This window comes from Streptomyces sp. XY431, assembly GCF_001279805.1.
In the GTDB taxonomy this organism is placed as follows: domain Bacteria; phylum Actinomycetota; class Actinomycetes; order Streptomycetales; family Streptomycetaceae; genus Kitasatospora; species Kitasatospora purpeofusca.
Window position 1 is genome coordinate 1 of sequence record NZ_LGDO01000209.1, and the last position, 3,493, is coordinate 3,493.

At 75.4% G+C, this 3,493-nt stretch carries 5 protein-coding genes; all 5 read right to left on the reverse strand.

Annotated elements, in window-relative coordinates:
* A partial coding sequence (locus ADK60_RS43670; RefSeq protein ID WP_234371186.1) for a zinc-ribbon domain-containing protein occupies positions 1 to 163 on the reverse strand: 163 nt, incomplete at its 3' end.
* A 5-nt stretch (positions 164 to 168) separates the two neighbouring features.
* Entirely contained in the window at positions 169 to 768 is a 600-nt protein-coding gene (locus ADK60_RS20595) for a phage tail protein (protein WP_053647977.1), read from the reverse strand.
* Positions 765 to 2,726: a putative baseplate assembly protein gene (locus ADK60_RS20600; protein WP_053647980.1), complete on the reverse strand. Its 1,962-nt coding sequence runs from the start codon at positions 2,724 to 2,726 to the stop codon at positions 765 to 767. Before ADK60_RS20600 ends, ADK60_RS20595 begins: the two co-directional genes overlap by 4 nt.
* Positions 2,726 to 3,148 (reverse strand): GPW/gp25 family protein, encoded by a 423-nt coding sequence (locus tag ADK60_RS20605; RefSeq protein ID WP_030307173.1) that lies wholly within the window; start codon positions 3,146 to 3,148, stop codon positions 2,726 to 2,728. Before ADK60_RS20605 ends, ADK60_RS20600 begins: the two co-directional genes overlap by 1 nt.
* Positions 3,148 to 3,465: a PAAR domain-containing protein gene (locus ADK60_RS20610; protein WP_053647982.1), complete on the reverse strand. Its 318-nt coding sequence runs from the start codon at positions 3,463 to 3,465 to the stop codon at positions 3,148 to 3,150. The genes ADK60_RS20605 and ADK60_RS20610 overlap by 1 nt, the downstream gene beginning before the upstream one ends.
* Between the last annotated feature and the right edge of the window lie 28 nt (positions 3,466 to 3,493).

Here is a 3,493-nt window from a genome sequence, read left to right on the forward strand (position 1 = left end):
GAGGTGAGGGGTCGGGTGGGGAAGGTTCGGAGGGAGGTGCGGGGTCGGCACCAGGGGCAGCAGGGGCCGCCGGGGTGTCCGACCAGTCCAGGTACGAGCCGCAGTTGCCGCAGAAGCTGTCCGTCGGGCCGTTGGACGCCCCGCACGCGGGACACTCGCGCATCACTGTCACCCCTCTTCACTCGTGGGCGGTCCCGGTAGGACCTCCACCCGGCAGACCGTGTGAACCGGGCACAGGCGCCGGACCAGCGCGCGGACCCGGTCCGCGTCGACCTCTTGCGCAGCGTCCACCTCGTGCGCCGCGTCCACCGCTCCGCCCTGCCGAGGCCACACCCGGACGACCACCTCGTCGGCCGGGGCGGGCGGCAGCGTGCCACCGGCCGTGCTCGACCAGGCGGCCCCGCCGTCCCCGGCGATCTCGGCGGACACGCCCAGCACCAGGCGCAGGGCCTCGACCAGGCCGCGCCGGGTGCCGCTCCAGCGGTGCAGTTCCACCGCGCGGGCGACCGCCTCGCGGCGCAGAGCCAGCGGCCAGCGCGGGTCGTCGGTGCCGCCCACCCAGGTGGCCAGCCAGGCCAGGAAGTCGGCCGGCGCCAGTCGCGGATCGAAGTACGAGGGCAGGTTGTCGAGGGTGGTGAACACCGGGGCCAGGACGGTGTCCAGCCCCGCCGTGAACCGTTGCGCGAAGTCGTCGTCGGCGTACAGCGCGGGCAGCTGCTCGCCGATCGGATGCCGACTGGGCAGGTCAGGGACGGCGGCCCGGCTCATCCGCGCACCTCCGGCTCCCGCGCGGTCACGACCACCTGGTGCTGGTAGGAGAAGACCAGCGCGCCCGCGCCGACGTCGATCCGGTCCACCGGGGCGCCGCGCCGGCCCGTCACCGGGTCGGCGGCGAACAGCCGGATCTCCTCCACCACCACCTCCCCGACGGCGCGTTGCAGCACGCCGAACACCTCCCCGTACTGAACGGGCCGCCCGAACGGCCGACCCGTTCCGCCGGGTCCGCCGCGCAGGGGGTCGAGGTGCCGGTAGAGCGCGTCGAGCGCCGCGTCGCGCACCCGGTCGGCGTCCGCGGCCGGTGCCGAGAGCCGGGCGACGACGGTGACGCCCTGGTAGAACGGCGGCTCGACGAGGAGCCGGGTGCCGATCAGGCGCCGCTCGTCGAGGGCCGCGGTGATCCTGGCGAGCACCTGGTCGGACGGGATCAGCTGTTCGAAGCGCAGCCGGCCGCCCTCGTCGGCCACCGCGTCCGGCACCACCAGGACCCGTACCGCGCCCGCGCCCGCGTCCAGGTCGGGCAGGCAGCGGACCCGGCGCACCGAGGGTGCCGCCTGCCGGGCGATGACCTCGTAGTCCTCGGCGGTCACCGCGCGCTCCTGCATGCGCAGCGTCTCCGGTGCCCGCAGCTTGGCGTTGTCGACGGTCTCCCCGGCGACACCGCCGCGCGCCGCCTCCCGGTTGACGACCCGGGCGATGTACGGGACGGAGCTGCGCAGGACGGAGACCGCGCCGCGGGAGACGTTGCCCGCCGGGCCGCCGCCGGTGCGGTACCGGGCCACGCGGATCCGGGCGCCCTTGGCCGGTACGGCCCCGCACGGACGCAGGGTGCCGTCGGCCTCGCGCAGCACCGGCGGGAACGCGAACTCGCCGGTGGTGGCGTCCACCCGGACGTGCCGGTCGGCCGGGCCCGAGCGCCCGAAGTGCTCCACCACCTCCCAGCGCTGCCAGCCGTCCGGCGAGGACACCTCCACCACCGGGGGTTCCCCGTCGAGCAGCACGGGCGGGCGGCCGAGCCGGAAGGACTGCCCCGCCACCCCCTCCGACACGCCGAGCGGTACGTCGGTCACCCGCTCGGCGTGCTCCACGGCCGTCGTGCCGCCGACCGTGAAGACGGCGGCCTCGCGCACCGTCGGCGACTCGGAGTAGAACGGCTGCCCCGGCTCCGCCTCGGTGACCCGGCAGCGCAGCCAGCCCGCCCTGGTCCCGCTGACCAGCGACGCGGTATGTCCGGCCGGCACGTACACGATGACCTCACCGGGCCGGTTCAGCCCGCCGGTGGTGTCGGAGCCGGTCTCGCAGCGCTGCCACCGGCCGCCGTCCCACGCCTCCCACACCAGCGGGGGCTGGCGCGGGTCGACGCCGACGCCCTCGACGCGGCTGTCCAGGCGGACCGCGACCACGCAGCGCGGCACCGCCGTCGGCAGGCCGAACAGCAGCGCGTCGCCGGGCTCGGGCGCGGCCTGGAAGCACGGGACGTCCCGGCCCTCGGCCAGCGCACCCGTCCGGTCGGTCTGCTCACCGGTGCGGGGCGCGGTGACCAGCCGGGTCAGCTCGCTCGGCACGATGCGCAGGTCGTCGGTGGTGGCGAAGACCACGGCCGCCCCGGTCTCGCCGGCCGCGGTCGTCACCTCGGTGCCCGCGGGCAGCGTCACCGTCTCCGGTTGGGGGGCCGACAGCCAGAAGTCGACCTCGGCGACGGCCGCCGACGGCGGGTACAGCCGGATGCCCAACAGGTCCAGGAAGGCCAGGTAGTTCTTGTCCGGGACCCGGTTCAGCCGGTACAGCAGCTGGTCCACGAGATAGGCGAAGGTCTCGATCAGGGTGACGCCCGGGTCGGAGACGTTGTGGTCGGTCCACTCCGGGGCGCGCTGCTGCACGTACCGCTTCGCCTCGTCGACGAGCTGCTGGAACCGTCGGTCGTCCAGGTTGGGGGAGGGCAGGGCCATCAGTCCGCGACCGTTTCCTCGGTCCCCTCCTCGGAGGGGATCGTGTAGAAGGGGAAGACCAGGTTGCGCCGGTCGTTGGTGGTTCGCACCGTGTAGCGCACGTCGATGTAGAGAGTGGCCGTCTCCACCGCGTCGAAGGCCACGACGACCTCGTCCACCGCGATCCTCGGCTCCCAGCGCTCCAGCGCCTCGCGCACCTGCTGGGCGATCCGCCCGGCGGTGACGCCGTCGCCGGGGGCGAAGACGTACTCGTGGATGCCGCAGCCGAAGTCGGGCCGCATCGGTCGCTCGCCGGGCGCGGTGCCCAGCACGAGGCGGATGGCCTCCTCCAGTTCCCGCTCCCGCTCGACCATGGCGATCCCGCCGGTCGGCCCGACCCGCAGCGGGAACGCCCAGCCGCGCCCGATGAACCGATCACCCATCACAGACCTCCGATCAGCACGTCCGGCGCACCGGTCAGGACGGTCGCGCCGCACGCCGCCCGGTCGCGGGCCCGCGCGGCGGGCAGGCCGCCGATCAGCACCGCACCTCCGGTGACGGCGGCCGGGTTCGGCACCAGCACGTTCCCCGGCCCCAGGGCCGCGTGCGGCGGTACCGGGCAGACGTGCAGGCTGCCCACCACGGCGGCGGGCCGCCCGCCGATCAGCACCGTCGCCACCCGCGCGGCGGTGCCGGGGGGCGGGGTCGCGATCCGGCCACCGTGGTCGGTGGGGTCACCGGTACGGGCTGCGGCTGGCATCGGGGGCTCCTCGGGGAGAAGGGGAGAG

Excerpts from the sequence above, each read along its gene's own strand:
- ADK60_RS20595 (WP_053647977.1), bottom strand. The coding sequence starts at position 768 with ATGAGCCGGGCCGCCGTCCCTGACCTGCCCAGTCGGCATCCGATCGGC.
- ADK60_RS20600 (WP_053647980.1), bottom strand. The coding sequence starts at position 2,726 with ATGGCCCTGCCCTCCCCCAACCTGGACGACCGACGGTTCCAGCAGCTC.
- ADK60_RS20605 (WP_030307173.1), bottom strand. The coding sequence starts at position 3,148 with ATGGGTGATCGGTTCATCGGGCGCGGCTGGGCGTTCCCGCTGCGGGTC.
- ADK60_RS20610 (WP_053647982.1), bottom strand. The coding sequence starts at position 3,465 with ATGCCAGCCGCAGCCCGTACCGGTGACCCCACCGACCACGGTGGCCGG.